The following is a 24,820-nucleotide window of genomic DNA, read 5'->3' as shown; positions in this document are numbered from 1 at the left end:
GGAAACCTAGCATCGATGGCATGAAGCCGCTGACCGAGACCGACCTACGCTCCTGCTTCGTCAACCTCACCAAGGGTGCGACCAAGCGCCTCAACCTCCCCGCTGACCTGGCTGAACGGCCGTGGGAGGACCTCGATTACCTCGGCTGGCAGGACCCGAAGGCGCCACAGAACCACTACCTCGTCACCGAGCACGACGGGCGGCTCTGCGGCGTCGCCCTGCGGGCTTCGCGCGAGTCGCGCGGGCCGCGCAAGACCATGTGCGCGCTGTGCACCACGGTCGGTGACGTCGCACTGCTGGTCGCCTCCCGCGCCGGTCGCGCGGGGCAGGACGGCAACTCCGTCGGCACCTACATCTGCGCCGACCTCGACTGCTCCCTCAAGGCGCGCGGCAAGCGCAAGCTCGACAGCCCGGTCATCCACGAGACCCTCAGCGTCGAGCAGAAGGTCGACCGGCTGCTCGGCAACCTCGACTCGTTCGTGGCGCGGGTGCTCCGGCCTGCGTGACACATCAGCCGGCGTCGGCCAGCCCTCCAAGGGCCTCGATGCGGTCGGACTCGCTGAGCAGGCCGCCCATGGGCGAGACCTCGCGCATCTCGATGGAGTCGCGGTCGAGGCCAGTCATGACGCGCTGCAGGCCGCGTACGTCCTCGTCTTCCACGAGCGAGGTCCAGCGCTCGAGGTTTCGCTCGTGAGGTTGTCCACTGACGTTGCGGCGGAGGTGGTCGAGGCGGCGCTCGATCCGCGGTTTCCACTCCTGCAGCGTCGTCGAGGTCAGGTCACCAGAGAGGCGTCGGTGAAGCATCCACGAGCGGCGTTCCGAGCGCGTCCGGTCGGGCGTGATCGGGCGGCGTACGACTTCGAGACGCCAGCCCATGCACGACAGCAGGCGGTCGAGCTGGTCGTCGCTCAGGTCAACCTTCCCGGAGAGGAACTGACTGATGCTCGGCTGATGAACGCCACTGGTGCGAGACAGCGTCGACTGGGTGGTGCCCGTCTCGAGCATCACCTCGCGCAGGATCTCTCCACGTGACGACATGACCCGAGTATAGCAAAATCTACTATGGAGCGTCTCGCCTCAGCACTCGATGACGTTGACCGCGAGGCCGCCGCGGGAGGTCTCCTTGTACTTGATCTTCATGTCGGCACCGGTCTCGCGCATCGTCTTGAGCGCCTTGTCGAGGCTGACCTTGTGGGAGCCGTCGCCGTTGAGAGCGAGGCGGGCGGCGTTGATGGCCTTCACGCTGGCGATGGCGTTGCGCTCGATGCACGGGATCTGTACGAGCCCGCCGACCGGGTCGCAGGTGAGGCCGAGGTTGTGCTCGATGCCGACCTCGGCGGCGTTCTCGACCTGCTCCGGGCTGCCGCCCAGCACCTCGCACAGGGCACCGGCGGCCATCGCGCAGGCCGAGCCGACCTCGCCCTGGCAGCCGACCTCGGCGCCGGAGATCGAGGCGTTCGTCTTGCACAGGATCCCGATGGCGGCCGCGGTGAGCAGGAACCGGACGATGCCGTCCTCGATCGCGGCCTCGTCCAGCCCGGCTTGGGGAGCCACGAAACGTACCCAGTAGTGCAGGACGGCGGGCACGATGCCTGCCGCGCCGTTCGTGGGAGCGGTGACGACGCGGCCGCCCGAGGCGTTCTCCTCGTTCACCGCCAGCGCGAACAGGTTGACCCAGTCCATGACCCGGAAGGGGTCCTGGGCACCGGCCCCGGAGGACAGGACGCGGTAGAGCAGCGGCGCCCGGCGTGGGACCCGCAGACCACCAGGAAGTACGCCGTCGGTGACCGGGTCACGGTCGCAGCCGGCCTGCACGCAGTCCGCCATCACGCGCCAGATCTCGAGCAGACCGGCGCGGATCTCCTCGTGCGTACGCCAGGTCAGCTCGTTGGCGCGCATGAGGTCGGAGACCCGGAAGCCCTCGCGCTCGCAGGTGCTGAGCAGCTCGGCTCCGGTGGTGAAGGGGAAGCGGACCGGTGAGTGGTCCGGCACGACCCGGGCTGCGCCCGAGGCGTGCTCATCGACCACGAAGCCGCCGCCGACGGAGTAGTAGGTGCGCTCCCGGCGTACCTCTCCGGAGGCGTCGTAGGCCGTGAACACCATGCCGTTGGGGTGGCCCGGCAGGCTCTTGCGGCGATGCATCACCAGATCCGTGTCGGCGTCGAAGCGGATCGGGGTGGCGCCGCCCAGCGACAGCTCCCGGCGCTCCCTGATGGCCGCCACCCGACCGGACGAGGCCCGGGTGTCGACGGTCGCCGGCTCCTCACCCTCGAGGCCGAGCAGCACTGCGCCCTCCGAACCGTGACCGTGACCAGTGGCGCCGAGCGACCCGAACAGCTCGGCCCTCACCCGCGTGACCGCGTCCACGAGACCGTCGGTGACGAGGCCGTCGACGAACGTCTTCGCGGCGCGCATCGGCCCGACGGTGTGGGAGGACGAGGGCCCGATGCCGATCGAGTAGAGGTCGAAGGTGCTCAGGGCCATCGCCACGACCGGGGTCGGGGCGCCGCTGAGGTCAGCGGTCACGACGGTTCACTCCTCGATCAGAGCGTCGTAGGCCGCGGCGTCGAGCAGCTCGGGAGCGCCGGAGACGCGCATCTCGAAGAGCCAGCCGGCGCCGAACGGGTCGCTGTTGATCAGCGCGGGGTCGGCGACGACGGCCGCGTTGACCTCGAGGATCTCGCCGTCGGCGGGCGCGAAGAGGTCACTGACCGACTTGGTCGACTCCAGCTCGCCGCAGCTCTCTCCCCCGGTGATCTTGCTGCCCACCTCGGGCAGCTCGACGAAGACGATGTCGCCCAGCGCCTCGGTGGCGAAGGCGGTGACGCCGACGCGCGCGACGTCGCCGCGGGTCTCGATCCACTCGTGCTCGGCGGTGTAGGACAGGTGGGTCGGGTTGCTCATGGCGGTGCTCATCTCTCGGGTCATTTCTTGGAGTAGAAGGGAAGGTCGACGATCTCGGCGTCCTCGCGGCTACCGCGCACGTCGACGTGGACCTTGGTGCCGGCGGCGGCGAGATCAGGCCGGACGTACGCCATCGCGATGGGACGTCCGAGGGTCGGCGAGGGTGAGCCGCTGGTGACCACGCCGATCTCGTCGCCGGTGGCCGGATCCACGACGGCGTAGCCCGCTCGCGGAGACCGGCGACCGGCAGCCACCAGGCCGACGAGCACGCTGCGCGGGCCTTCGTCGCGGCGTACGGCCAGGGCGGCGGCGCCGACGAAGCCGTCGGGCTTGTCGAAGACGACGACCCGGCCGAGACCGGCCTCGAAGGGGGTCGTCTCGCGGTTCAGCTCGTTGCCGTAGAGCGGCATGCCGGCCTCGAGCCGGAGGGTGTCGCGGCAGGCGAGTCCCGCGGGCTGCAGGCCGTGCGGCGTACCCGCCTCGGTGAGGGCCTCCCAGACGGCAGCGGCCGACGAGGGCGCGCAGTAGATCTCGAAGCCGTCCTCGCCGGTGTAGCCGGTGCGGGCGAGCAGGGCCTCGACCCCGGCGACCGTGCCGGCGTCGATGGCGTAGTACCTCAGGGAGGAGACGTCCAGGTCGGTCACAGCGGCCAGGATCGCCGCCGAGGCGGGGCCCTGGACCGCGATCAGCGCCCACTCCGCGGAGGCGTCGCGGACCACGGCGTCGCAGCCCTCGGCCCGCTCGACCAGAGCCGGAGCGACGACACCGACGTTGCTCGCGTTGGCGACGACCAGGTAGCGCTCCTGCTCGAGCCGGTAGACGACCAGGTCGTCGATGATGCCGCCGTCCTCGGCGCAGATCATCGAGTAGCGGGCGCGGCCGATGCCGATCGCCGAGGGCCTGCCGACCAGGGCGTGGTCGAGGGCGCGTCCGGCCTCGGGGCCGGTCACCTCGATCTCGCCCATGTGGGACAGGTCGAAGAGGCCCGCGGTGGTGCGTACGGCATGGTGCTCGGCGGTCTCCGAGCCGTACCGGACCGGCATGCTCCAGCCGGCGAAGTCGGTGAACGAGGCGCCGAGCGCCTGGTGGATCGCGTGCAGAGGGGTAGGGACGGGTGAGGTCATGTGTGCGGGAGGCTCCCTGGTGGTGGGTGCCGACAGCGGCACCCGTGGACGGGTGACCTCCCCGCTCTGTCATCGCTACCTGAGAGCTTCACCGCCCGATGGGGGCGATTTGCACCGTGGGTGCAGGATCCAGCGGATCCTGTCTTTCCAGAGGTCGCCTCACCACAGCGGTCATGGGGCCTGAGAGATTCTGGGGAGGTTTGCTCCTTCGGCGCCTCACCCCGGATGGGCAAGGACTCTCCCGCTGCGGTTCAAGTGGCGGATGTGAAGTTGTGCGGCAAACCTAGGTGTGGCCATCTCAGCCGTCAAGATGACGACCTACGATGGCCCGATGCCACCGACCAGCACCAGCAGCCGGGTTCCCGTGGTCATCCTCACCGGTCATCTCGGGTCGGGTAAGACCACACTGCTCAACCATCTGCTGCGCCAGCCCGGCGCTCGGGTGGGCGTGGTCGTCAACGACTTCGGCGACATCAACGTCGACGCCGGTCTCGTCACCGGCCAGATCGACGAGCCGGCCTCGATCGCCGGGGGCTGTCTGTGCTGCCTGCCCGACGCCGGTGGTCTCGACGACGCCCTCGAGAAGCTGACCCACCCGCGGCTCGCGCTCGACGTCGTCATCGTCGAGGCCAGCGGGATCGCCGAGCCCGGCACGCTGGCCAAGCTGGTCCGGTTCAGCGGTGTCGAGCGCGTACGCCGCGGTGGGCTCATCGAGGTCGTCGACGCCTCGGCGTACTTCGACACCCTCGACGACGGCCGGGGCCCGGCGCCGGTCCGGTTCGCGGCCGCCTCGTTGGTCGTGATCAACAAGACCGACCTGGTTCCGGCTGCCGAGCGGGACGAGGTCCTGGCGCGCATCGAGCGACGCGTGCGCGAGCACAACCCCGAGGTCCACATCGCGTACGCCGTGGGTGGCCGCATCGACCCGCGGCTCGTCTACGACGCCGCCGTGCCCGAGGACCCGCCCGACGAGCTGCCGATCGCCGCGCTGCTGCGCGTGGCGGCCGCCTCGCACGAGGCACATCAGCATGCCCGGGCGGTCACCGTGACGACGCCGGGCACCATCGAGCCGGCTCGACTGGTCGACCTGCTCGAGGAGCCGCCGGCGACGGCGTACCGGGTCAAGGGGACCGTCGCCGTCGCGACCGGCCAGGGGCCGCGCAGCTACCACGTGAACCTGGTCGGACGCAGCGCCCACGTCGCCGCAGCCAGACGGAGTCAGGACGCGACGAGCGAGCTCGTGGCGATCGGCCTCGAGCTCGAGGCCGACTCAGTCCGGGTGGACCTCACCGACGCCCTCGCCCCGGCCGAACGGCCGAGCACCGAGGGTCTTCGCCGGCTACGCCAGCTGGTCCGGGTCAGCCTCTGACCAGCCGAATCACCCCGCGCGGCGGACGATCCGTTCCATGTCGGTGATGACCACCGACCGCGACTCCAGCCTGACCCAGCCCTTGGCCGCGAAGTCGGCGAGCGCCTTGTTGACCGTCTCCCGAGCCGCGCCCACGAGCTGCGCGAGCTCCTCCTGGGTCAGGTCGTGGCGTACGTGCACGCCTTCGTCGGTGGTCTCGCCGAACCTCTCGGCGAGGTCGAGCAGAGCCTTCGCCACCCGGCGGGGCGCGTCCGCGAAGACCAGGTCGCCGATCACGTCGTTGGCCCGGCGCAGGCGGCCCGACAGCAGGGCGAGCAGCCCGCGGGTCACGCTCGGGCGCCCGTCGAGCAGGCCCAACAGGTCGTCGTGCGACAGCGAGGCGAGCTCGACCTGATCGGTGACGGCCGTGACCGTGGAGGAGCGTCGGCCGGGGTCGAAGAGCGACAGCTCGCCGAACACCTGGCCCGGCCCCAGGATCGCGAGCACGCTGTCCTGTCCGTTGGCCGCGGCACGGCTCAGCTTCACCTTGCCGTCCACGACCGCGTAGAGCCGGTCGGCGGCGTCGCCCTCGTGGAACAACACCTCGCCGCGCCTAAGGCGTGTCTGACCCATCATCGCGAGCATCGCCGTCATCGACTCGTCGTCCAGCTCGCTGAAAAGCGGTGCGTGCCGAAGCACGTCTTGATCCATTACCCAGCCGCTCCTGTCATCTTTTTACCGAAGACATCAGCGTAGCCAGATCCGGGGCCTCGACAGCGGAGGTGTGGCCCGCATCGCACCCCTGTCGGGTGCGTTCTTCGCCACACCGGCCACGGCGGGAAGCCTCGGGGGCTCTGGATCGTTGAACCTGCCGTGAAGCTCTCCATGCTGGACCGGTCCCGCACGCGGGTGGGGTACGCCGAGGGCGCTGCGCTGACCCACACGATCGAGCGGGCGGTGGCCGCCGAGCGGCTCGGCTACCACCGGTTCTGGGTCGCCGAGCACCACGCGGTGCCGGGGATCGCGTCGGGGTCGCCGCCGGTGCTCCTCGGTGCGCTCGGCGCGCACACGTCCACGATCCGGCTCGGGTCGGGCGGGGTGATGCTGCCCCACCACCAGCCGCTGGTCGTCGCCGAGCAGTTCCTCATGCTCGACGCGCTCTATCCCGGCCGGATCGACCTCGGCCTGGGCCGTACGTTGGGCTTCACCGCGCCCGTACGCCGCGCCCTGCGGCAGGAGCTCGACGCCCCGGACGCGTTCGCCGAGGACATCGTGGAGCTCCGCGACTATCTCGACCGCACCGCGGCCGTCACCGCCCGGCCTGCCGCCGCCCACCAGATCCCGGTGTTCGTGCTGGCGACCGGGAAGGGCGTCGCTCTCGCCGCGAAGCTTGGGCTGCCGGTCGTCGTGGGCGGTCCGGTGCTGTACAGCCCGCGGCTGGACGAGGTCCTCGGGGCGTACCGCACGGACTTCCGGCCCTCCTCACGGGCGGCCGAGCCGTCGGTGACCGTCTCCGTCGACGTGCTCGTCGCCGACACCGACGCCGAGGCCGCCGAGCTCGCTCTGCCGGAGGCGTGGGCGATGGCCAGGTCGCGGCAGACCGGCGAGTTCGGTCCGCTCGAGCCGGTCGCGGCGATCCGGGACCAGACCTGGTCGAACCAGGTGCGCGAACGGGTCGACGCGCATCTGGCGCGTACGACCGCGGGATCTGCCGAGTCCGTCCGGCGTCGCCTCGACCGGCTGGCCGAGGCCACCGGAGCCGACGAGCTGCTCGCCTTCACCTCGACCTATGACCGCGACGCCCAGCTCGCCTCCGACGCCGCGCTCGCCGGGATCATGACCGGCCGGGCCGTCGGGAGATAGTCGCCGGCAAACGCCTCAGCCCAGCTTGTCGAGCATCCGGACAGCGGTGTCCTCGTCCGTGATCAGGGTGTTGAACCAGCCGGCCCGCGAGCCCGCGATGATGCTGGGCACCTTCGTCGGACCCACCGCCACCGCGATGGTGTGCGGGATGGCCCGGAGCTCCTCGTAGGTGGTGGCGACGAGGAACTCCTCGGGGTAGGGCAGCGGCTGCCCGTCCTCGTCGAAGAACCTGGTGCAGATGTCGCCCGCGGCCTCACGGAGCCAGGGCGCGTCGCGCGGCACATAGCCGGGCAACGACTCGCGGGTCAGCGGGGGCGCTCCGATGCCGAGCACGGCCACCCGCGCCTGGCTCCACAGGTCGAGCACTCGACGGGTGCTCGGATCCTGGAGCAGCAGCCGGTGCAGGTCGGCTCCCGGCTGCGCCGGGGCGTAGAGGAAGACCGGACGCCCGTCGAGCTGCTCGGCGAACATCCTGGTGATCTCGTTGGTCTGATACCAGGCCTCGGGCTCGTCCTGCCCACCGACGGTCGGCGTCACCACCACGCCCGGGAAGGACGGCAGCGCCTCCTGGCTCACCTCCCAGACGGTGCGACCCGAGGAGACCAGCAGCACGTCGCCGGCCTTCAGCCCGATCTCGGTCAACGCCTCGCCGAGCCGGGCGGCGAGCGCCGCTCCGGTGAGCGAGCGGTGGAACCCTCCGGCGACGAAGACCCGGGCGAGGCCGAGGGCCTCGCAGAGCCGCTCCTCCATCTCGGAGGCGCGCCGGGTCGCGGGGTCGATCACCTCGATCCGGACGATGCCCGTGCGGCGCGCCTCGGAGAGCACCCTGCTCACCGTCGCGCGGCTGATGCCGAGCTGCTGCGCGACCTGAGCCTGGGTTGCCTCCTTGAGGTAGTAGAGCGTCGCCGCCGCATGCATGACCTCGGGGGTAAAGCGTGTGCTGGCCGCCCCTGCGGCCTCCAGGATCGGCTGGTTGCCGTGCGCTCCGCCTGTGTTCTCCACGGCACCACTCTTCCACAGCCGCGGCCGCCGATCCGTCCAAACCTGAAAATCTGTTCTGGACATTTGTTCGCGACGTATGGGACGGTGGATGAGTTCGAGTGATCAAGATCACTAACAGGAGGTCCCATGACGCAGGCAGCTTCGGAGATCGACGGGCGCACGATGCAGGCGGTCGTCTGCCACGGGCCCGAGGACTACCGCTTCGAGGAGGTCCCGATCCCTGTCCCGGGACGGGGCGAGGCGCTGATCCGGGTCGAGGCCGTCGGGATATGCGCGAGCGACTTGAAGTGCTACCACGGCGCCGCCAAGTTCTGGGGTGACGAGAACCGGCCCGCCTGGGCCGAGACCGAGGTCATCCCCGGCCACGAGTTCACCGGCGAGGTGGTCGCGCTGGACGAGGAGGCCCGCGCTCGGTGGGGGGTCGAGGTCGGCGACCGGGTCGTCGCCGAGCAGATCGTGCCGTGCGGGGAGTGTCGCTACTGCCGGCGCGGCGAGTACTGGATGTGCGGACCCCACGACATGTTCGGGTTCAAGCGCAGCACCCCGGGCGCGATGGCCGAGTACATGGTCTTCTCCCCCGCTTCCCTGGTGCACCGGATCAGCAAGGACCTGCCGCCCGCGCACGCGGCCTTCGCCGAGCCGCTGTCCTGCTCCCTGCACGCCGTGGAGCGGGCCCAGATCACCTTCGACGACGTCGTCGTGGTCGCCGGCTGCGGACCCATCGGCCTCGGCATGATCGCCGGCGCCGCGGCCAAGTCGCCGGCACGGGTGGTCGCCCTCGACATGGCACCGGAGAAGCTGGACCTGGCCACGAAGTGTGGTGCCACCGACATCGTCAACATCGCCGAGCAGGACCCCGTCGAGTTCGTCCGCTCGATCACCGACGGGTACGGCGCCGACGTCTACCTCGAGGGAACCGGGCACCCTTCCGCGGTGCTGCAGGGACTCAACGTGCTGCGCAAGCTCGGCACCTATGTGGAGTACGGCGTCTTCGGCTCCGAGGTGACCGTCGACTGGAGCATCATCAGCGACGACAAGGAGCTCGACGTACGCGGTGCCCATCTCGGCCCGCACTGCTGGCCCGCCGCGATCCGGATGCTCGAGTCGGGTGTGCTCCCGCTCGACGAGATCTGCACCCATCAGCTACCCCTGGCCCGGTTCCAGGACGGCCTCGACCTGGTGGCGCGTGGCACCGAGTCGATCAAGGTCTCGCTGATCCCGTGACTACCGCAACCTCCTTCTGGCTCGGCACGAGCTGGAAGATGACGAAGACCCTGGGCGAGGCCGGGGCGTACGCGGACGAACTGCGGTCGGCGGTCGAGGCGGGGAACGTCCCGCCCGAGCTGCGGCTCTTCGTCCTGCCCGCCACCACCTCCCTGGCCACCGTCCACGACCGGCTGGACGGGTCCGGGGTGACCCTCGGGGCGCAGAACGCGCACCCGGGTCCGGACGGGGCCGTCACCGGCGAGGTGTCCATGAGCATGGTGCGCGACGCCGGCGCGAGCCTCGTCGAGATCGGGCACGCCGAGCGGCGCACCCTGCTCGGCGAGACCGACGACATGGTGGCCGACAAGGTCGCGGCCGCGGTCTCGGCCGGGCTGACGCCCCTGGTGTGCGTCGGCGAGACCGCAGCCGAGCGCGCCCGTGGCGAGACCCCGGGTGTGCTGGCCCACCAGGTGCGCGCCGCACTCGGCCGACTCGGGCGAGACCGACCCAGCGAGCTGATGGTGGCCTACGAGCCGCACTGGGCCATCGGGTCCGAGGGCCGTCCGGCCACGCCGACGGAGGTCTCCGAAGGCCTCGCCGTCGTACGTCGGGCCCTGGACGAGGACCTGATGGGCACGCCGACCTCCGTCCTCTACGGAGGCAGCGTCCATGCGGGCAACGCCGCCGACCTGGTGACGGGCCTGGACGTGGACGGGCTCTTCGTCGGGCGCGCCGCGTGGACCGCGCCGGGCCTTCTCGACCTCGCTCACCGGTGCACCGACGCGCTCCGTCGACGACGGCCCCGTCGACGAACAACCCCCGACCTCGTGTCCGCGATCGTTCGAAAGGACCCAAGATGACACGACACCGCCGCCTCACCCCCTTCCGCATCGGCGGAGCGGTGGCCCTCGCCGCGCTCCTCGTCGCGATGACGCTCAGCACCCGCTTCGTCACCCCCGACGAGCTCGCCTCGATCGGCCCGGAGACCTTCGACCCGGCCAAGACCGCAGAGGACCTCTTCGCCGAGGCGAACGAGACCATCCCCGACTCGGCGACGCCGCTTCCTGAGCTCCTCACCGGGCTCCAGGAGGATGTCGCCAAGACGGCCGACGACCTCGACGCGTCCAGGCCCAACGAGACCACCTACCTGTTCCCCGTACGCGGCACCGCGACCGTCGTCGCGGCCCAGGAGCAGGCTGTCGAGATCACCGTCGAGGGCGTCCCCGCGACGACCCCGCTCAGCCTCGCCTCCGGACCGGCCGCCAACGGCGCGGTCCTGCGCGACGCCCTCGGCTTCAAGTTCGGGGACGCCTCCAACCAGACCACCTATCAGCAGGTGGGCGACGAGCTGAAAGCTCTCGTCCGCGAGCAGATCGAGCAGGGCACGGGCGGGAAGATCGCGCCCGGCTCGAAGCTCGACTTCACCGGGATCGTGAGCGTCACCGACACCGGCATGCCTCAGCCTGCGGCCAAGCCGGTGCAGATCCAGCCGCTGACGCTGGAGGTCGCACCATGAGCGCACCAACCATGACGACCACCGCCGGCTCCACCGAGACGGGTCAGGTGGTGCTCCGCGCGGTCGGGATCTCCAAGACGTACGGCGTGACCAAGGCGCTCAAGGGCGTCGACTTCGAGGTCCGCGCCGGCCAGGTCACCGTGCTCTTCGGGGAGAACGGCGCCGGGAAGTCAACACTCATGAAGATCCTCTCCGGCGTCGAGCAGCCCACCGGCGGTCAGCTGGTCCTGCACGACGAACCGGTCACCCTGGAGAACACCGTCGACGCGGTGGAGCGAGGGATCTCGATCATCCACCAGGAGACGAACCTCTGCCCGAACCTCAACGTGCGGGACAACATCTTCCTCGGCCGCGAGCTGCACACCCGGATGGGCGGGATCGACTACTCCCGCGAGGCCGACATCACCGCACGGCTGATGCGCCAGCTCGAGGAGGAGATCGCGCCTCAGACCCCGGTCGCGGACCTCCGGATGGGCCAGCAGCAGATCGTCGAGATCGCGCGGGCGCTGGCCGCCGAGACCCGGATCCTGATCATGGACGAGCCCACCTCCGCCCTCAGTGCGAGCGAGGTCGAGGTGCTGTTCCGGGTCATCCGGGAGCTCACCGCCAACGGGGTCGCGATCGTCTACATCTCCCACCACCTCGAGGAGGCGATCAGCATCGCCGACCACGCGGTGGTGCTCCGCGACGGCGAGCTGGTGGCGCACGAGCCGGCGAGCCAGATCGACCTGCCCTGGGTGGTGCACCGGATGACCGGCCGGCAGGCGGAGTACGACTTCCGCGAAGAGCCCCGGGAGTTCGGCGCGGTCGCGCTCTCCGTCCGGAACCTCACCGTCGCCGACCTCGGCACCGGGCGGGTGGTGGTCGACGACGTCTCCATCGACGTACGCACCGGCGAGATCGTCTGCCTCTACGGCTTGATGGGTGCCGGGCGTACGGAGCTGATGGAGACCCTCGCCGGCCGCGACCCCATGACCGCCGGCGAGGTGCTGCTGAACGGCGAGAACATCGCCGACCTGAGTGTCAGCGAGCGCATCTCCCGCGGCCTCGGGCTCGTTCCCGAGGACCGGCAGCGCGACGGTGTCGTCCAGCTGCTCAGCGTCGGCAGCAACCTGTCGCTCGCCGGGCTGCGCTCGGTGGTCCGCCGAGGTCTGATCTCCCGGGGCGCGGAGTCCGACCGGATCAGGCGTGGCATGGACGAGGTCACCGTGAAGGCCGCCGGCCCGGACACCCCGATCACCTCGTTGTCGGGCGGCAACCAGCAGAAGGTCGTGATCGGGAAGCTGTTGATGACCGATCCGAGCGTCCTGCTCCTCGACGAGCCCACCCGCGGCATCGATGTCGGGGCCAAGGGCGAGATCTTCGCCCTGCTCTTCCAGGAGGCGCAGAAGGGCCTCGGCGTCCTGTACGTCACCTCGGAGATCGGTGAGGCGATGACCGCCTCCCACCGCATCGTCGTGATGAACAAGGGCCGCATCGTGCGCGAGTTCGACCCACGTACGAGCACCCGGGCCGAGGTCATGGCCGCGTCCGGCGAGTCAGCCAGCCCGACAACCAGCACCACGACCACCGACGAATCCATCGGAGGCACGCAATGACCACGACCAACGCATCGGCCGAGGCGACATCACGCCCGCAGAGCCCGACCGGGGGCCTCACCTCGCGGCTCCGCTCGATCACGCTCAGCAACGCTCTGGTGGAAGGCCGGGCGCTGCTCGCCCTGGTCCTCATCATCGCGGTGTTCGCGCTGCTCAGCGACAACTACCTCGACCCCGGAAACCTGGTCACCATCACCAAGCAGGTCGCCTTCAACGCGATCTTGGCGCTCGGGATGCTGATGGTCATCCTCAACGGCGGGATCGACCTCTCGGTCGGCTCCACCGTGGGCCTGACCGGCGCCGTGGCCGGCAACCTCTTCCGCGGCCTCGACCTCCCGCTGACCCAGGCGATCATGTTCCCGCAGGTCTGGGTGATCGTGGTCGTCTCGGTCGGCGTGGGCGCCCTGGTCGGCTATGCCAACGGGCTGCTGATCTCGCGACTACGCCTCGCCCCGTTCATCGTCACCCTGGGGATGCTCTACGTGGGGCGCGGCCTGACCGAGGTGCTGCTCAACGGGCAGAACATCACCAACGAGCTCCGCGGCCAGGAGGGTCTGGGCAACACCGGTTTCTTCGAGGTCTTCGCCAGCCGCCCCCTCGGGCTGCCGATCTCCGCATGGGTGATGATCGCGCTCGCCGTGCTGGCCTCGATCCTGCTGGTCCGCTCGCCGTTCGGCCGTTGGCTCTACGCCAGTGGCAGCAACGAGCGGGCGGCTGAGCTCTCGGGCGTGCCCGTCACCCGGGTCAAGACCCGGATCTACGTGATCGCGGGCACCTGCGCCGGCATCGTCGGGCTGCTCCAGATCGCCAACATCAGCTCCGCGACCGCCGACCTCGGACAGTTCTACGAGCTCAACGCGATCGCCGCGGTCGTCATCGGCGGCGCCGCTCTCTCGGGTGGTCGCGGCACGGTCCGGGGCACCATCATCGGCGCCTTCGTGATCGGGTTCCTCGCCAACGGGCTGGTCATCGTCGGCGTCTCGCCGTTCTGGCAGCAGGTCATCACCGGTGCCGTGATCATCCTCGCGGTCGCGGTCGACCGGATCCAGCAGATCGCCCAGAACCGCGGGGCCGCGCGACGCGCCGCGGCCGAGGTACGTACCGCCGCGGGCGCGAGCGCATGAGCACCAACCGTCCCCACCACCAGGTCGCGGCACGTCCGCGATCCATCGAGAGGAAAGACACCATGAAGCGAATTCTCGCCGGCCTCGCCGCCACCGGGCTCGCCCTGAGCCTGGCCGCCTGCGGCGCGGAGGCCACCGACGACGCGGGCAGCAAGGGCGGCGGCACCATCGCCATCATCACCGTCGACCCCTCCAACCCCTACTGGAAGGCCGAGGTCGACACGGCCAAGAAGGCCGCCACCGACCTGGGCTACGACTCCTACACCGCGGCACACGGCAACGACCCGGACGAGCAGAACACCCTGATCGAGACCGCCGTCAACGACGAGGTCGACGGGATCCTGCTCGACCCGGCCGGAGCCGATGAGTCGATCGCCGCGGTGCAGAAGGTCGTCGATGCCGACATCCCGATCGTGCTGATCAACGCGGAGATCTCCGAGACCGGACTCGCCGCGTCCCAGATCGTCTCCAACAACGCCCAGGGCGCCACCGTCGGCGCCGAGGCCTGGGCCGCGTCGATGAACTACAAGGGGACGTACGTCGAGCTGTTCGGCAACCCCAGCGACAACAACGCCCAGGTCCGCTCCGACGGCTACGAGCAGGTCCTCAGCCAGTACCCGGACCTGAAGAAGGTCGGCGAGGAGATCGCCAACTGGGACCGCCAGGAGGGCCAGGAGAAGATGGAGGCCCTGCTCGCGAAGAACCCCGACATCACCGGGGTGATCTCGGGCAACGACGAGATGGCGCTCGGCGCGGTGAACGCGCTCAAGGCAGAGGGCAAGCTCGACCAGGTGAAGGTCCTCGGCTTCGACGGCAGCCAGGACGCCGTCGACGCGGTGCGGGCCGGTGACCTGGTGGCCACCGTCGTCCAGCCGATCGTCGAAGGCACCACCAGCGCGATCGAGCAGCTCGACAGCGTCATCCGGACCGGCGAGACGGGCGTCTCGGAGGAGAAGCAGGCCCTCGACTGCGTCCTGGTCACCAAGGACAACGTCGACTCCGTCGAGAACTTCGTCATCAGCGAGTGACCCGATGACCCACATCTACAACGATCCCGACACCTTCAAGAGCGACGTCCTTACCGGCTTCGCCGCCGCCCACCCCCGCTACGTCGAACGGGTCCCCGACGCCTCCGGATTCATCCGCGCGGGCGGGCCCCTGGCCGGCAAGGTCTCGCTGGTCATCGGCGGCGGATCGGGCCACTACCCCTCCTACAACGGGGTCGTCGGTCCGGGCTTCGCCGACGGCGCCGTGCTCGGCGACATCTTCGCCTCACCGTCCGCCGAGCAGGTCTACCGCATCGCCCGCGCCGCCCACGGCGGCGCGGGGGTGGTGCTCGCCTTCGGCAACTACGCCGGTGACCGGCTCAACTTCGGCGTCGCGGCCGACCGGCTGCGTGCGGAGGGTGTGGACGTACGCGTCGTGTGGGTGACCGACGACGTGGCCTCCGCGCCGGCGGGAGCCGAGGAGGACCGCCGTGGCATCGCCGGGACCTTCACGGTCTACAAGATGGCGGGCGCTGCGGCCGAGGAGGGCCGGGACCTGGACGAGGTCGAACGGCTCATGCGGTACGCCAACGCAGTGACGTACTCCTTCGGGGTGGCGTTCGACGGCTGCACGCTGCCGGGTGCCCGCGACGCTCTCTTCCATGTGAAGGACGGCCAGGTGGACTTCGGGCTCGGGATCCATGGGGAGCCCGGCATCAGCACCACCGACTGGATCCCCGCCGCGCGGCTGGCCGACCAGCTCGTCGACCGGGTCCTCGCCGAGCGACCGGCCTCGGCCGACGGGCGGGCCGCGGTGCTGCTCAACGGCCTCGGCTCGACGAAGTACGAGGAGCTCTACGTGCTCTGGAGCGAGGTCGAGCCCAGGTTGCGGGCCGCGGGGGTCGACCTGATCGACCCAGAGGTCGGCGAGCTGGTCACCAGCCTCGACATGGCCGGCTGCTCGCTGACCGTGACCTGGCTCGACGACGAGCTCGAACCGCTGTGGCGGGCTCCGGCCGACACCCCCGCCTACCGCCGGGGCCAGGCGGTCGCCGGTGGGCTGTTCACCGAACGTGCGGTGTCGGCCGGCGCCACCGAAGAGGGCACGCACGAGATCGCCAGCGATGCCTCCCGCCGGCACGCGACCATCGCGCAGAGCCTCGTCGCGACGCTCGCGGCGACGGTCGAGGAGCACAAGGAACGGCTCGGCGAGATCGACGCGGTAGCCGGCGACGGCGACCACGGCATCGGCATGAGTCGCGGATCGCGGGCCGCCGTCGAGGCGGCCGAGGCGGCCGTCTCCGCCGGCGGCGGCGTCCGCTCCGTACTCGAGGCGGCGGGGGCCGCGTTCGGCGACCGCGCCGGCGGCACCAGCGGGATCCTGTGGGGCCTGCTCCTGGAGACCGTCGGCGAGGGCCTCGGCAACCAGGAACCGGTCACCCTCGACGGTCTCGCCGCGGCCGTACGTGCGGGGGCGACCCGGGTGCAGACGTTCGGGCACGCCGAGCTCGGCGACAAGACGATGCTCGATGCGCTCTGTCCCTTCGCCGACGCGCTCGAACAGGGTGCCGAGGTTGCGCTCCCCCTGGCCAAGGCCTGGCGCGCTGCCGCGGAGGCCTGCACCAGGGCGGCGGAGGCGACCGCGCCGATGGTGCCGAAGGTCGGAAGAGCCCGCCCGCTCGCCGACCGCAGCATCGGCACCCCTGATCCCGGTGCCGTCTCGCTCGCTCTGATCGTCACCGCGATCGGGGAGCAGCTCGACCAGACCTGCCAGAACCTCGAGGAGTCCTCATGACCGAGCCGTCCACCGAAGGACTGCGGATCGCCGTCGGCTGCGACGACGCCGGCGTCTCCTACCGCGACATCCTGAAGGCCGACCTGGAGGCCGATCCCCGGGTCGCCGTCGTGGTCGACGTCGGGGTCACGACCGACGAGCACACCGCCTACCCCCACGTCGCCGCCTCGGCCGCACACCTGGTCGCCAACGGCAGCGTCGACCGGGCGCTGCTCGTCTGCGGCACCGGGCTCGGCGTCGCCATCAGCGCGAACAAGGTGCCAGGCGTACGCGCGGTGACGGCGCACGACAGCTTCTCCGTCGAACGAGCGGTGCTCAGCAACAACGCGCAGGTCCTGTGCATGGGACAGCGCGTCGTCGGGATCGAGCTCGCCCGACGCCTCGCCAAGGAGTGGCTGGGCTACGAGTTCGACCCCGAGTCGGCCTCGGCGGCCAAGGTCGCGGCCATCGGCCAGTACGAGCAAGGTGCCGTCGAGCAAGGTGCCACGGAGCAGGAACAACCCTCGAGCTGCTGAGTCCCCGACTGCTACTAGGATCGACCGATCACGCCGTCGAGGTTGTCGGACACGGCGGTCCGGCGCGACTGGGAGGGTATATGGCTGCCTTGGTCGTGGGGGTCGATGTCGGCACCGGAAGCAGCAAGGGCGTGCTGGCCACCGCCGACGGCGTCGTGATCGCCAAGACGATGCGGCATCACCAGATGTCGCTGCCCCGGGCCGGACACGCGGAGATGGACGCCGAGACCATCTGGTGGGGCGAGGTGGCCTCGATCTGCCGCGAGCTCGCGCTGCACGCTCGGGGGCACACCATCGCCGGGCTCTGTGTCAGTGGCATCGGCCCCTGCGTACTGGTCACCGACGACGACCTGACCCCGCTCCGGCCGGGCATCCTCTACGGCATCGACAGCCGGGCCTCGGCCGAGATCGAGGAGCTCACCGACCGGTTCGGCGCGGACGCCATCCTCGACCGGGCCGGCAGCGCGCTCAGCTCCCAGGCGGTCGGCCCCAAGCTGCTCTGGCTCCGCCATCACGAGCCCGAGGTCTGGGCGCGGACCCGCCGCTGGTTCGGCTCGAGCTCCTACGTCGTGGCCCGCCTCACCGGCGAATACATCATGGACCACCACACCGCCAGCCAGTGCGCACCGCTCTACGACATCGCGGCCGAGGACTGGGCGTCCGACTGGGCCGAGGAGATCCTCGGCGACCTCCCGATGCCCCGGCTCGCCTGGTCCGGTGACGTGGTCGGGGCGCTGCACGCCGAGGCCTCCGCGGCGACGGGCCTGCCCACCGGCACCCCGGTCATGGCCGGAACGGTGGATGCCTGGGCCGAGGCCTTCAGCTGCGGTGTGCGGCAGCCGGGCGACCTGATGCTGATGTACGGCTCCACGATGTTCTTCATCCAGATCGGCACCGATCTCGCTGCCTGTCCTCCGCTGTGGACCGCGATGAGCGTGCAGCCGGAGGTGAAGACGCTCGCGGGTGGGATGGCCACCTCCGGGAGCCTGCTGTCGTGGGTCCAGGAGCTCACCGGGAACCGTGACATCACCACGCTCGCCAAGGAGGCCGACGTCGTTCCGGCCGGCGCGGAGGGGCTGATCGTGCTGCCCTACTTCGCCGGGGAGCGCACCCCGATCTTCGATCCGCACGCACGCGGCGTCATCGCCGGGCTGTCCCTGCGCCATGGCCGCGGGCACCTGTACCGGGCCGTCTACGAAGGCATCGCCTACGGCGTACGCCAGATCCTCGAGCTCCTGGAGGATGCCGGCGGGCCGGCGTCCCGCGTGGTCGCGGTCGGTGGCGGCACCCGGAGCGGACCATGGACCCAGATCGTCAGCGACGTCGCCGGGATCAGGCAGCTCGTGCCCGAGCAGACCATCGGAGCCTCCTACGGCGATGCCCTCCTGGCCGCCATCGGCTCCGGCCTGGTGCCTCCGGACACCGACTGGACCCGGATCGTCGGAGAGGTCGTTCCCATCCCCGAGAACCGCGCGGTCTACGACGAGCTCTACGGCGCCTTCACCGACCTGTATCCCGCGACCCGTGAGCAGGTGCACCGCCTTGCCCTCATGCAGGAAGCCCTGACTCAGGTCCCGACCTAGCCTTCGTGGTCAGGGCGTGGGCGACCTCCAGGAGGAGGCGACCGAGCTCGGCCTGCCGCGGCGGCGCGAGGCGGGCCTCGATGCCGGTGATGCTGAGCGCTCCGTACGGCTGTCCGTGAGCGTCGAAGACGGCGGCGCCGAGGCCCCAGCTGCCGACCACGATCAGGCCCGGGTTGACCGCGTAGCCGAGCTCGCGGGTCGCGGCGACGCGTTCGCGCAGGGCGTCGGCGGAGTGCTGCTCGCCGTAGGCGCCGACGAGGTCGGTGCGGGCCAGGTAGGCCTCGCGCCGCAACTCCGGGAGGAAAGCGAGGATCGCCAGGCCGGCCGAGGCGACGCCGAGCGGGAACCGGATGCCTTCGTGGAGCACGTGCGAGCGGATCGGGAAGCTGCCGTCCTCACGCAGGACGCAGACCGTCTCGTCACCGCGCCGGATCGAGAAGAAGGCGCTCTCCCCCGTCTCCCGGGCGATGCGCAGCACAGCCGCCCGGGCCGCCGGGGTGATGTCGTGGCGGGTGGTCGCGGCGGCGCCGAGCAGGAAGCACTCCGGGCCCAGGTGCCAGGTGCCGGTGTCGTTGTCGCGCTCGACCAGCCCCTCCTCCTGGAGCGCGCTGAGCAGCCGGTGGGCGGTCGGGCGCGGGATGATGGCGGTCGTCGCCAGATGGGTGGTCGTCGCGCCCTCCGGCTCGCGCGCGGCGAGCAGGCGCAGCAGGTGCGCACTGCGACGGATGACGCTGGGACCGGGTTCCATGGGACGTACGATAGGCGACGTCCACTCAGTGGACGCATCTGCGGCAGCGGGGTCGTTCAACGAGAGATCGAGCGTGAACTCGCGCTCATCTATTGACCGGACGGCCGACCCATCCTTGACTGATCATCATGGACAAGGTCATCTCCTCAGCTGCCGAGGCGGTTGCTGACATCCCGAACGGAGCGACCCTCACGGTCGGCGGTTTCGGGCTGTGCGGCATCCCGTCGGTGCTCATCAATGCTCTGCTCGAGGCCGGCGTCACCGACCTCGAGGTGGTCTCCAACAACGCCGGCGTCGACGACTGGGGCCTGGGCCTGCTGCTCGGCGCCGGGCGCCTGCGGCGGGTCGTCGCCTCGTACGTCGGTGAGAACAAGGAGTTCGCGCGGCAGTACCTCTCCGGCGACCTCGAGGTCGAGCTGACCCCGCAGGGCACGCTGGCCGAGCGGATGCGCGCCGGCGGCTCCGGCATCGCCGCGTTCTACACCCGCACCGGCGTCGGCACCCAGGTCGCGCAGGGCGGGCTGCCGTGGAAGTACGACGACGCCGGCAACGTCATCAAGACCTCTCCCGAGAAGCCGGTGATGACCTTCGAGACGCCTGATGGTGAGAAGGAGTTCGTCCTGGAGGAGGCCATCGTCGCCGACTTCGGCATCGTCCGCGCGTGGAAGGGCGACCGTCACGGCAACCTCGTCTTCAAGGACTCCGCCCGCAACTTCAACCCGCTGGCCGCGATGGCCGGACAGATCACGATCGCGGAGGTCGAGGAGCTCGTCGAGCCCGGCGAGATCCCGCCGAACGACGTCCACCTCCCCGGGGTCTACGTCCACCGCGTGGTCCCCCTGACCCCCGAACAGGCCGCCGACAAGCGCATCGAGAAGAGGACGGTCCGCTGACATGGCATGGACACGTGAAGAGATGGCCGCCCGCGCCGCCGCGGAGCTCTCCGACGGCGACTACGTCAACCTCGGCATCGGGCTGCCGACGCTGGTGCCCAACTACGTCCCCGACGACGTCGAGCTGGTGCTGCAGAGCGAGAACGGCATCCTCGGCACCGGCGCCTACCCCACCGAGGACGCCGTCGACCCGGACCTGATCAACGCCGGCAAGGAGACGGTCACCGTACGCAAGGGGGCGAGCTTCTTCGACTCCGCCACCAGCTTCGGGATGATCCGCTCCGGCAAGATCGACGCCGCCATCCTCGGCGCGATGCAGGTCTCCGCGGCCGGCGACCTGGCGAACTGGATGATCCCCGGCAAGATGGTCAAGGGCATGGGCGGCGCGATGGACCTCGTCCACGGCGCCAAGAAGGTCGTCGTGCTGATGGAGCACGTCGCCCGCGACGGCTCCTACAAGATCGTCGACGAGTGCTCGCTGCCCTACACCGGGCTGGGCGTCGTGCAGCGCATCATCACCGACCTCTGCGTCCTCGACATCACTCCCGAGGGTCTGCGCCTCGTCGAGCTCGCCCCGGGCGTCACGCTCGGTGAGGTCGAGCAGAAGACCGAGCCGCCGATCCTCCGCTGATCGCCGAGACGTCAGCGGCGTCGGCCGAGGCGTCACTTGCGTCGGGCGAGTTGGCAGGCACGTGCCGACTCGGCCGACGTACGTGCCGACTCGGCCGACGTACGTGACGTCTCGGCCGACGTAGGTGACGGCTCGGCGGGTCTGCGACAATGTCCGGCGTGGATCTGAGGGTGGTGCGGCCGACGCGCGGGAGCGTGTGGCTGGCGCTGCTCGCGGCGGTGGAGATCACCACCGGGTCCAGCCTGGCCCACCTGGCCGGCGGCGGGGAGCTGCCGGACGCGTTGTGGCTGGTGGCGACCGGGTTCGCCGCCTTCGGCGCCGGGATCGTGGTGCTGCAACGCCGAGTCGGGATCGTCCTGGGGGCGGTGCTGGCGGGCGCGGCCCAGCTGGGGATGCACGAGGCCTTCGAGGCGTACGCGACTCCGGCTCCCCACCTGCACGACAGCGGCTCGGGCGACACCTCGATGCTGGTCGCGCACACCGCGGCGGCGGTGCTCACCGTGGTCGTGTGGCTGCTGCACCGCCGGGCCTGGCAGGTCATCTCCCGGGCGCTCACCACGCCCCCGAACCCGATCCCGTTCCGCCTGCCGGTCCAGGCACAGCCGGTCGTGCCGCGCACCGGGCTGTGGACGTACGTCGCTGCCGGCCGGGGTCCGCCGGTCCTCCTCTGAGGACCCGACCCCGACAACTGGGCATCGCCCACCAGCAGACACTCCACAGAAAGCAACAACCATGTCTCGACGTACCCTCGCGCGCCTCGGCGCGCCCGCTGCCGCTGCCGCGGCCGTCATCTTCCTCGTCGCCGCTCCGGCCTCCGCGCACGTCACGGTGACCCCCACCGAGACGGCGGCCGGCGCCTACACCGTGCTGACCTTCAGCAACGGCCACGGCTGCGAAGGCTCGCCGACCAAGCAGATCACGATCCAGGTCCCCGAGGGGATCAACGACGTGACGCCCACGCGGCAGCCGTTCTACGACGTCAAGGTCGTCTCCGAGAAGCTCGCCGAGCCGATCGAGGACGCCCACGGCAACAAGCTCACCGAGCGCGACGCCACCGTCGTCTACACCGCCAAGACGCCGCTGCCCGACGGTCAGCGCGACGCCTTCGAGGTCTCCCTGCAGCTGCCCGAGGAGGAGGGCACGCTCGCCTTCCCGGTCATCCAGACCTGCGTGAAGGGCGAGACCGCCTGGGTCGAGGAGGCTCCCGAGGGCGCCACCGAGGAGCCGGAGAACCCCGCGCCCTCCTTCGAGGTCACCGCCGCCGAGTCCGAGGACGGCCACGGCCACGACGCCGAGGAGTCGGCCGAGAAGGCCGAGCCGGCCGCTGCGGAGATCGAGGAGGGCGACAGCAACAACGTGTGGGGTGCCATTGGTGCCGGCGCCGGCATCCTCGGTCTGATCGCGGGCACGACCGCCCTCGCGCTGGGGCGTCGTAAGGCGTGAGTGCTCCCCTGACGCGCCGGCCCGGCCTCGACCACCGAGGCCCGGGCCGGCGCGCCCTGGGGCGGCTGCTGGTGGTGCTCGCCGCCGCTGCGTACGCCGTCCTGCTCAGCACTTCCCCCGCCCAGGCGCACGCGACGCTGATCGGCACCGACCCCGAGGAGGGGGCGGTCCTGGACCAGGCGCCGGAGACGATCACCTTCACCTTCGACGAGGCTGTGACGCTGCCTCCGGCGGGCGTGACCGTCTACGACGCCAAGGGCGAGGAGGTCACCTCCGAGGCGACCGCGAGCGGCACCGAGATGCAGGTCGCGCTCGCGGAGGCGAGCAGCCTCGGCGACGGCACCTACGTCGTCGCCTGGCGAGCGGTGTCGGCCGACGGTCACCCGATCTCGGGCTCGCTGACCTTCGCCGTCGGCGCCCCGAGCCTCAGCGTCGCCCCGCCTCCGTCCACAGAGCCGTCCAGAGCGACGGCGATGATCCACGGGGTGCTCCAGTTCCTCCAGTACGCCGCGTTGTTGCTGGTCGTGGGCCTGGTCTGGTTCCGCGGGGTGATCGTCGGTGAGCACCGCGTACCCGACCGTGCCATCGCCCGGGTCCAGCGGGTGCAGATCCTGGCCGGCATGGTCGCCGTGGTCGCGCTGGTCGCGCTGGCCCCGGCCAGCGGTGCGCTGCAGAGCGAGAGCGGACCCGGGGCGATCCTCACCTTCGATGCCTGGTCGCCGGCCTCGGTCGGCAAGGAGTGGCTCAGCGCGCTGGTGGGGATCGTGGGCATCGCGGCCGCGCTCGCGCTGCGCGAACGCCCCCGCCTCGCCGCGGTCGCGGGGCTGGTCGCGATCTGCTCCCCGGCGCTGGTGGGCCACTCCCGGGCGGTCGTACCCGCCTGGCTGGTCACCGCCACCGACGTCATCCACCTCGTCGCCGGGGCGCTCTGGCTCGGCGGCCTCGTCGGTCTCGCGCTGACCCTGCCGCTGATCACCCGGCGCGGTACGGTCGCGGCCGAGATCGTCACCCGCTTCTCCACCCTCGCCGCCGTGTCCCTGGCCGCCCTCGCGGTCTCGGGCGTGCTGATGGGCTGGCGGATCCTCGGCTCGTGGGACAACCTGCTCAACAGCACGTACGGCACCCTGCTGATGACGAAGATCGCCCTGGTCGTCGCCGTGGCGGTGATGGCGGCCGGCAACCGGCTGCTGGTCCTCCCGCGCGTCCGTCAGGCGGCCGGCCACGACGACACCGTCGAGGCCGGCTCCATGCTGCGCAGGGCCGTGCTGATGGAGGCCGGCGTGCTCGTCGTCGTCCTCGGCGTCACCGGCTTCCTGGTCGACCAGCCGCCGCAGGCCGGGGGCGGCTCGCCCGGGACCGGATCGGCCACGGTCGCACAGACCAACACCCAGGCCGCGGAGCTGGGCGACGACCACCGGGTCTACGCGACGCTGACCCCGTCCGGGCCGGGCCCGAACGTGCTCCGGCTGCAGATCCAGGACGCGGCCGGCGAGCCCGTCGAGGCGGCGGCGGTCCCGACCGCCAAGCTGAGGTCAGGCGATGTCGACCTGGGCAGCCTGGCCCTGAAGACGGTCGCTGCCGGCACCTGGGAGGCAGATGTCGTACTGCCCAAGGGCGGTGTCTGGGAGGCGACCGTCGGACTGCGTCTGGGGGAGTTCGAGAGCCCGCTGGCGCTGGTGAAGTTCTCCGTCAGGCAATGACTCTCAGACGGTGACCGGGAGCCGGAGCGTGTGGATCATCCCGTCGACACGTACCTGCACGAAGAAGACGTAGTCACCCGCCTTCGGCGGCTTCACGTGGATGCCGAGGCGGGTGCCGTCCTCGCCGTTCTCGGGGCCGCCGAGCGGGTGCAGGTGGATCACCTCGCCCGTCTCGCGGCTGAACGCGGTCACGTGCGCGTAGACCCCGAGGTAGGTGCCGAGGTTGACCGGCTTGCCGGCCGGGTCGGAGATCAGGACACCGATCTCCTGGTCGATCCCGGGCTTCGGGGTCTCCTCCAGGGCAGCGATCACGGTGCCGTCGTCGGAGCCGGGTACGTCCACCTCGGAGGCTCCCGCGACCTTCGCCGTCGTGCCGAGCATCGCCTGCTCCCCCTTGCCGTCGGGGGTCCGGGCCGCGAACTCGACGACCACCCGGTAGGTGCCGCCCGCGGGCAGCGTCAGGTCGCCGGACCACTCCCCGGGCTCACCTTGGGTCGGGTGCAGGTGCCGGAAGACCTCCAGGTCGTCACGGACGACGTAGAGGTGGAGGTCCTTGGTCTGCTCCTCGATGTAGTCGGTGACCGGGTCGCCCTCCTTGGTGATCGTGAAGCTCACCTTCCCCGGCGTGCCCGCCTCGGCGGGCAGGCTGACGTCACCGATCGTGTAGCCGCCCGCGGTCGCGGAGGTGCCGTCGGCGCCCTTGATGGCGGTCACGACGGTCGCCGCGCTCGGGGTCGAGGTGGGGTCGGCCGCCTCCGGTTCGCCGCCGCAGGCGATCAAGGTGATCGCGAGGCCGAGGGTCAGGACGACAGCAGCAATTCCGACACGCACGGGCCAAGGG

25 protein-coding genes and 2 riboswitches are annotated in these 24,820 nt (G+C 70.8%); of the genes, 17 read left to right on the top strand and 8 right to left on the bottom strand.

Annotation, left to right across the window (positions count from 1 at the left end; genetic code table 11):
* The first annotated feature begins 20 nt into the window (after positions 1-20).
* Positions 21-506, top strand: a complete 486-nt coding sequence (locus tag ABT304_RS27105; protein WP_350720005.1) for an FBP domain-containing protein — start codon at positions 21-23, stop codon at positions 504-506.
* Between the two features lie 4 nt (positions 507-510).
* On the opposite strand, the gene ABT304_RS27100 is transcribed toward ABT304_RS27105, so the two are convergent.
* The 4 genes from ABT304_RS27100 to gcvT are packed head-to-tail and all read right to left on the bottom strand — an operon-like array spanning position 511 to position 4,028.
* Positions 511-1,038 carry a helix-turn-helix domain-containing protein gene (locus ABT304_RS27100; protein ID WP_350720004.1) on the bottom strand — a complete coding sequence of 176 codons (528 nt, stop codon included), beginning with the start codon at positions 1,036-1,038 and terminating at the stop codon, positions 511-513.
* 39 nt (positions 1,039-1,077) lie between these two features.
* Entirely contained in the window at positions 1,078-2,484 is a 1,407-nt protein-coding gene (locus ABT304_RS27095; protein WP_350720110.1) for an L-serine ammonia-lyase, read from the bottom strand.
* A gap of 48 nt (positions 2,485-2,532) precedes the next feature.
* A complete protein-coding gene (gene gcvH, locus ABT304_RS27090; RefSeq protein ID WP_350720002.1) occupies positions 2,533-2,904 on the bottom strand; it encodes a glycine cleavage system protein GcvH in 372 nt (123 codons plus the stop codon).
* A 20-nt stretch (positions 2,905-2,924) separates the two neighbouring features.
* Complete coding sequence (gcvT, locus tag ABT304_RS27085) at positions 2,925-4,028, bottom strand: glycine cleavage system aminomethyltransferase GcvT (protein ID WP_350720000.1); 1,104 nt, start codon at positions 4,026-4,028, stop codon at positions 2,925-2,927.
* Positions 4,029-4,084: 56 nt separating this feature from the next.
* A riboswitch (glycine riboswitch) is annotated at positions 4,085-4,185 on the bottom strand.
* 1 nt (position 4,186) lies between these two features.
* Positions 4,187-4,282, bottom strand: a riboswitch (glycine riboswitch).
* A gap of 77 nt (positions 4,283-4,359) precedes the next feature.
* On the opposite strand from gcvT, the gene ABT304_RS27080 reads away from it, so the two are divergent.
* Entirely contained in the window at positions 4,360-5,397 is a 1,038-nt protein-coding gene (locus ABT304_RS27080; protein WP_350719998.1) for a CobW family GTP-binding protein, read from the top strand.
* Between the two features lie 9 nt (positions 5,398-5,406).
* Here ABT304_RS27080 and ABT304_RS27075 read toward each other — a convergent pair whose 3' ends face one another.
* Complete coding sequence (locus tag ABT304_RS27075) at positions 5,407-6,087, bottom strand: Crp/Fnr family transcriptional regulator (RefSeq protein WP_350719996.1); 681 nt, start codon at positions 6,085-6,087, stop codon at positions 5,407-5,409.
* A gap of 162 nt (positions 6,088-6,249) precedes the next feature.
* Between ABT304_RS27075 and ABT304_RS27070 the strand changes: the two genes are divergently transcribed.
* Positions 6,250-7,239, top strand: coding sequence for an LLM class flavin-dependent oxidoreductase (locus tag ABT304_RS27070; RefSeq protein ID WP_350719994.1), 990 nt, complete (start codon positions 6,250-6,252; stop codon positions 7,237-7,239).
* A gap of 15 nt (positions 7,240-7,254) precedes the next feature.
* Here ABT304_RS27070 and ABT304_RS27065 read toward each other — a convergent pair whose 3' ends face one another.
* Complete coding sequence (locus ABT304_RS27065; protein WP_350719992.1) at positions 7,255-8,241, bottom strand: sugar-binding transcriptional regulator; 987 nt, start codon at positions 8,239-8,241, stop codon at positions 7,255-7,257.
* Positions 8,242-8,403: 162 nt separating this feature from the next.
* Here ABT304_RS27065 and ABT304_RS27060 point away from each other — a divergent pair, with 162 nt between their 5' ends.
* The 9 genes from ABT304_RS27060 to ABT304_RS27020 all read left to right on the top strand — a co-directional run bounded on the left by ABT304_RS27060 (position 8,404) and on the right by ABT304_RS27020 (position 18,564).
* Entirely contained in the window at positions 8,404-9,465 is a 1,062-nt protein-coding gene (locus ABT304_RS27060) for an alcohol dehydrogenase catalytic domain-containing protein (RefSeq protein ID WP_350720108.1), read from the top strand.
* Positions 9,462-10,307, top strand: a complete 846-nt coding sequence (locus tag ABT304_RS27055) for a triose-phosphate isomerase family protein (RefSeq protein ID WP_350719990.1) — start codon at positions 9,462-9,464, stop codon at positions 10,305-10,307. The genes ABT304_RS27060 and ABT304_RS27055 overlap by 4 nt, the downstream gene beginning before the upstream one ends.
* Complete coding sequence (locus ABT304_RS27050; RefSeq protein WP_350719988.1) at positions 10,304-10,963, top strand: DUF2291 family protein; 660 nt, start codon at positions 10,304-10,306, stop codon at positions 10,961-10,963. The genes ABT304_RS27055 and ABT304_RS27050 overlap by 4 nt, the downstream gene beginning before the upstream one ends.
* Positions 10,960-12,561: a sugar ABC transporter ATP-binding protein gene (locus ABT304_RS27045; RefSeq protein WP_350719987.1), complete on the top strand. Its 1,602-nt coding sequence runs from the start codon at positions 10,960-10,962 to the stop codon at positions 12,559-12,561. Before ABT304_RS27050 ends, ABT304_RS27045 begins: the two co-directional genes overlap by 4 nt.
* Entirely contained in the window at positions 12,558-13,685 is a 1,128-nt protein-coding gene (locus ABT304_RS27040) for an ABC transporter permease (RefSeq protein WP_350719985.1), read from the top strand. Before ABT304_RS27045 ends, ABT304_RS27040 begins: the two co-directional genes overlap by 4 nt.
* A 62-nt stretch (positions 13,686-13,747) precedes the next feature.
* Positions 13,748-14,713, top strand: a complete 966-nt coding sequence (locus ABT304_RS27035; protein ID WP_350719983.1) for a substrate-binding domain-containing protein — start codon at positions 13,748-13,750, stop codon at positions 14,711-14,713.
* A 4-nt stretch (positions 14,714-14,717) separates the two neighbouring features.
* The gene (locus ABT304_RS27030; protein WP_350719981.1) at positions 14,718-16,466 is read left to right on the top strand and encodes a dihydroxyacetone kinase family protein; all 1,749 of its coding nucleotides are present in this window, start codon (positions 14,718-14,720) and stop codon (positions 16,464-16,466) included.
* Complete coding sequence (locus tag ABT304_RS27025; RefSeq protein WP_350719979.1) at positions 16,463-16,981, top strand: ribose-5-phosphate isomerase; 519 nt, start codon at positions 16,463-16,465, stop codon at positions 16,979-16,981. The genes ABT304_RS27030 and ABT304_RS27025 overlap by 4 nt, the downstream gene beginning before the upstream one ends.
* An 80-nt stretch (positions 16,982-17,061) precedes the next feature.
* Positions 17,062-18,564 carry an FGGY-family carbohydrate kinase gene (locus tag ABT304_RS27020; protein WP_350719977.1) on the top strand — a complete coding sequence of 501 codons (1,503 nt, stop codon included), beginning with the start codon at positions 17,062-17,064 and terminating at the stop codon, positions 18,562-18,564.
* Here the strand turns inward: ABT304_RS27020 and ABT304_RS27015 are convergent.
* Positions 18,530-19,312, bottom strand: a complete 783-nt coding sequence (locus ABT304_RS27015) for an IclR family transcriptional regulator (RefSeq protein ID WP_350719975.1) — start codon at positions 19,310-19,312, stop codon at positions 18,530-18,532. The two genes, ABT304_RS27020 and ABT304_RS27015, sit on opposite strands and share 35 nt — an antisense overlap.
* Positions 19,313-19,440: 128 nt before the next feature.
* Here ABT304_RS27015 and ABT304_RS27010 point away from each other — a divergent pair, with 128 nt between their 5' ends.
* The 5 genes from ABT304_RS27010 (at position 19,441) to ABT304_RS26990 (ending at position 23,979) form a co-directional block, all read left to right on the top strand.
* Positions 19,441-20,205, top strand: coding sequence for a CoA transferase subunit A (locus ABT304_RS27010; protein WP_350719973.1), 765 nt, complete (start codon positions 19,441-19,443; stop codon positions 20,203-20,205).
* Position 20,206: 1 nt separating this feature from the next.
* Positions 20,207-20,836 (top strand): 3-oxoacid CoA-transferase subunit B, encoded by a 630-nt coding sequence (locus ABT304_RS27005; protein WP_350719971.1) that lies wholly within the window; start codon positions 20,207-20,209, stop codon positions 20,834-20,836.
* Between the two features lie 149 nt (positions 20,837-20,985).
* A complete protein-coding gene (locus tag ABT304_RS27000; protein WP_350719969.1) occupies positions 20,986-21,507 on the top strand; it encodes a cell division protein FtsQ in 522 nt (173 codons plus the stop codon).
* A 61-nt stretch (positions 21,508-21,568) separates the two neighbouring features.
* A complete protein-coding gene (locus ABT304_RS26995; RefSeq protein ID WP_350719967.1) occupies positions 21,569-22,279 on the top strand; it encodes a YcnI family copper-binding membrane protein in 711 nt (236 codons plus the stop codon).
* On the top strand, positions 22,276-23,979 hold the full coding sequence (locus ABT304_RS26990; RefSeq protein ID WP_350719965.1) for a copper resistance CopC/CopD family protein: 1,704 nt from the start codon (positions 22,276-22,278) through the stop codon (positions 23,977-23,979). The genes ABT304_RS26995 and ABT304_RS26990 overlap by 4 nt, the downstream gene beginning before the upstream one ends.
* A gap of 3 nt (positions 23,980-23,982) precedes the next feature.
* On the opposite strand, the gene ABT304_RS26985 is transcribed toward ABT304_RS26990, so the two are convergent.
* Positions 23,983-24,810, bottom strand: a complete 828-nt coding sequence (locus tag ABT304_RS26985) for a DUF8832 domain-containing protein (RefSeq protein WP_350719963.1) — start codon at positions 24,808-24,810, stop codon at positions 23,983-23,985.
* Positions 24,811-24,820 lie beyond the last annotated feature (10 nt).

Origin of the sequence: Nocardioides sp. NPDC000445 (assembly GCF_040300245.1) — a bacterium.
Classification (GTDB): Bacteria; Actinomycetota; Actinomycetes; order Propionibacteriales; family Nocardioidaceae; genus Nocardioides.
This window is presented reverse-complemented; position numbering and strand designations above follow the sequence as displayed.

Coding starts and splice junctions, on each gene's coding strand:
- ABT304_RS27025 (WP_350719979.1), top strand. CDS start 16,463: ATGACCGAGCCGTCCACCGAAGGACTGCGGATCGCCGTCGGCTGCGAC.
- ABT304_RS26995 (WP_350719967.1), top strand. CDS start 21,569: ATGTCTCGACGTACCCTCGCGCGCCTCGGCGCGCCCGCTGCCGCTGCC.
- ABT304_RS27015 (WP_350719975.1), bottom strand. CDS start 19,312: ATGGAACCCGGTCCCAGCGTCATCCGTCGCAGTGCGCACCTGCTGCGC.
- ABT304_RS27105 (WP_350720005.1), top strand. CDS start 21: ATGAAGCCGCTGACCGAGACCGACCTACGCTCCTGCTTCGTCAACCTC.
- ABT304_RS27060 (WP_350720108.1), top strand. CDS start 8,404: ATGCAGGCGGTCGTCTGCCACGGGCCCGAGGACTACCGCTTCGAGGAG.
- ABT304_RS27040 (WP_350719985.1), top strand. CDS start 12,558: ATGACCACGACCAACGCATCGGCCGAGGCGACATCACGCCCGCAGAGC.
- ABT304_RS27000 (WP_350719969.1), top strand. CDS start 20,986: ATGTCCGGCGTGGATCTGAGGGTGGTGCGGCCGACGCGCGGGAGCGTG.
- ABT304_RS27045 (WP_350719987.1), top strand. CDS start 10,960: ATGAGCGCACCAACCATGACGACCACCGCCGGCTCCACCGAGACGGGT.
- ABT304_RS27080 (WP_350719998.1), top strand. CDS start 4,360: ATGCCACCGACCAGCACCAGCAGCCGGGTTCCCGTGGTCATCCTCACC.
- ABT304_RS27005 (WP_350719971.1), top strand. CDS start 20,207: ATGGCATGGACACGTGAAGAGATGGCCGCCCGCGCCGCCGCGGAGCTC.
- gcvT (WP_350720000.1), bottom strand. CDS start 4,028: ATGACCTCACCCGTCCCTACCCCTCTGCACGCGATCCACCAGGCGCTC.
- ABT304_RS27030 (WP_350719981.1), top strand. CDS start 14,718: ATGACCCACATCTACAACGATCCCGACACCTTCAAGAGCGACGTCCTT.
- ABT304_RS27020 (WP_350719977.1), top strand. CDS start 17,062: ATGGCTGCCTTGGTCGTGGGGGTCGATGTCGGCACCGGAAGCAGCAAG.
- ABT304_RS27050 (WP_350719988.1), top strand. CDS start 10,304: ATGACACGACACCGCCGCCTCACCCCCTTCCGCATCGGCGGAGCGGTG.
- gcvH (WP_350720002.1), bottom strand. CDS start 2,904: ATGAGCAACCCGACCCACCTGTCCTACACCGCCGAGCACGAGTGGATC.
- ABT304_RS27095 (WP_350720110.1), bottom strand. CDS start 2,484: ATGGCCCTGAGCACCTTCGACCTCTACTCGATCGGCATCGGGCCCTCG.
- ABT304_RS27075 (WP_350719996.1), bottom strand. CDS start 6,087: ATGGATCAAGACGTGCTTCGGCACGCACCGCTTTTCAGCGAGCTGGAC.
- ABT304_RS27035 (WP_350719983.1), top strand. CDS start 13,748: ATGAAGCGAATTCTCGCCGGCCTCGCCGCCACCGGGCTCGCCCTGAGC.
- ABT304_RS27010 (WP_350719973.1), top strand. CDS start 19,441: ATGGACAAGGTCATCTCCTCAGCTGCCGAGGCGGTTGCTGACATCCCG.
- ABT304_RS27100 (WP_350720004.1), bottom strand. CDS start 1,038: ATGTCGTCACGTGGAGAGATCCTGCGCGAGGTGATGCTCGAGACGGGC.